General features: G+C 64.0%; 2 protein-coding genes. One reads left to right on the top strand and one right to left on the bottom strand.

Annotated elements, in window-relative coordinates:
* On the bottom strand, positions 1 to 2,123 hold a 2,123-nt coding region (scpA, locus tag QZH66_RS15065), incomplete at its 3' end, for a methylmalonyl-CoA mutase (protein WP_305806727.1).
* Positions 2,124 to 2,250: 127 nt separating this feature from the next.
* Here scpA and QZH66_RS15060 point away from each other — a divergent pair.
* Positions 2,251 to 2,489, top strand: a 239-nt coding sequence (locus QZH66_RS15060) for a GntR family transcriptional regulator (RefSeq protein WP_305806726.1), incomplete at its 3' end; no start/stop codon positions are given.

The following is a 2,489-nucleotide window of genomic DNA, read 5'->3' as shown; positions in this document are numbered from 1 at the left end:
TTTGCGCTGGCCGGACTGGGGGTGCCGGGGCCGTAGATGCCCTTGACGCCGGCTTCGTACAGGTGCTCGTAGTCCTGCGCCGGGATCACGCCACCGACGAAGACGATGATGTCGTCGGCGCCCTGGTCCTTGAGCGACTGGATGATGGCCGGCACCAGCGTCTTGTGCCCGGCCGCCAGCGTGGAGATGCCGACGGCGTGCACGTCGTTCTCGATCGCCTGGCGCGCGCATTCCTCGGGCGTCTGGAACAGCGGGCCCATGTCGACGTCGAAGCCCAGGTCGGCAAAGGCCGTGGCCACCACCTTGGCGCCGCGGTCGTGGCCGTCCTGGCCCAGCTTTGCGATCATCACGCGCGGGCGGCGGCCCTCGGCTTCGGCAAACGCGTTGATTTCTTCTTTCAGCTTGTCCCAGCCTTCGGCCGAGTCGTAGGCGGCTGCGTACACACCGGTCACCTTTTGCGTATCGGCGCGGTGGCGCCCAAACACCTTTTCGAGCGCATCGCTCACCTCGCCCACCGTGGCGCGCAGGCGCACCGCCTTGATGGCCAGCTCCAGCAGGTTGCCTTCGCCGCTCTCTGCTGCAGAAGTGAGAGCATCGAGCGCTTGGCTAACACGGGCTGTATCGCGTTTTTGCTTGATTTTTTGCAGGCGCTCGATCTGCCCGTCGCGCACCTTGCCGTTGTCGATCTGCAGGATGTCGACCGGGTCTTCCTTGGCCAGCTTGTATTTGTTGACACCGACGATCACGTCCTTGCCGCTGTCGATGCGCGCCTGCTTCTCGGCGGCGGCGGCCTCGATCTTGAGCTTGGCCCAGCCGCTGTCCACGGCCTGCGTCATGCCGCCCATGGCTTCGACTTCTTCGATGATCTTCCAGGCGGCATCCATCATGTCCTGCGTGAGCTTTTCCATCATGTAGCTGCCGGCCCAGGGGTCGACGACGTTGGTGATGTGCGTCTCTTCCTGGATGATGAGCTGCGTGTTGCGCGCGATGCGCGAGGAAAACTCGGTCGGCAGCGCAATGGCTTCGTCGAGCGCGTTGGTGTGCAGGCTTTGCGTGCCGCCGAACACGGCCGCCATGGCCTCGATGGTGGTGCGCACGATGTTGTTGTACGGGTCCTGCTCGGTCAGGCTCCAGCCCGAGGTCTGGCAGTGCGTGCGCAGCATCAGGCTCTTGGGGTTCTTCGCGCCGGTCTCCTTCATGATGCGGCACCACAGCAGGCGCGCCGCGCGCATCTTGGCCACTTCGAGGTAGAAGTTCATGCCGATGGCCCAGAAGAAGCTCAGGCGCCCGGCGAATTCGTCCACGTCCAGGCCGGAGGCGATGGCGGTCTTGACGTACTCCTTGCCGTCGGCCAGCGTGAAGGCCAGTTCCAGCGCCTGGTTCGCGCCGGCTTCCTGCATGTGGTAGCCCGAGATCGAGATCGAGTTGAACTTGGGCATATTCCTGGCCGTGTAGCCAATGATGTCGCCAATGATGCGCATCGAGGGCTTGGGCGGGTAGATGTAGGTGTTGCGCACCATGAACTCTTTCAGAATGTCGTTCTGAATCGTTCCACTGAGCTTGTCTTGCGAGACGCCCTGCTCTTCCGCCGCCACCACGTAGCCGGCCAGCACCGGCAGCACGGCGCCGTTCATGGTCATGGACACCGACACCTTGTCGAGCGGTATCTGGTCGAACAGGATCTTCATGTCCTCGACCGAGTCGATGGCGACGCCGGCCTTGCCCACGTCGCCGGTCACGCGCGGGTGGTCTGAGTCATAACCCCGGTGCGTCGCCAGGTCGAACGCCACCGACACCCCCTGCCCGCCTGCGGCCAGCGCCTTGCGGTAGAAGGCGTTCGATTCCTCGGCCGTCGAAAAGCCCGCGTATTGGCGGATCGTCCACGGGCGCACCGCGTACATGGTGGCCTGCGGGCCGCGCAGGTAGGGCTCGAAACCGGGCAGCGTGTTGGCATAGGGCAGGTCTGCCGTGTCGGCCGCCGTGTAGAGCGGCTTGACGACGATGCCGTCGGGCGTGGTCCAGTTCAGGGCGTCCACATTGCCGTCGGGGGCGGATTTGGCGGCTGCGCGCTGCCAGTCTGCGAGGGTCGAGGGTTGGAAGTTCGGTTCGGTAGGGCGGGTCATGGCGGTGTCGCAGGGTTCGCAATCGGGGACTTGCAGGCGCGCAAAGCCGCGCCTGCAAGCCGGATGTGCCGAAGTCTACCCCATCTGTAATTATTAATTTATAGTTTTTTTGAGGTACATTGCGCCCATGTCTGCCCTTACCCTCACCCCCCGCGCACTCTATGAAGAGGTGGCTGAGCAGTTGCGCCAGCGCATCTTCCGCCGCGAGCTCGAGCCTGGCAGCTGGATCGATGAACTCAAGATCGCCGAGGAATTCGGCATCAGCCGCACACCATTGCGCGAAGCCCTGAAGGTGCTGGCCGCCGAAGGCCTGGTCACGATGAAGCTGCGCCGCGGCGCCTATGTCACCGAGATGTCGGAGAAAGA

The sequence above is a fragment of the Stenotrophomonas sp. YIM B06876 genome (assembly GCF_030711595.1).
GTDB lineage: Bacteria > Pseudomonadota > Gammaproteobacteria > Xanthomonadales > Xanthomonadaceae > Stenotrophomonas.
The sequence above is the reverse complement of the archived record's forward strand: the minus strand, read 5'-3'. Positions and strand labels throughout refer to the sequence as shown.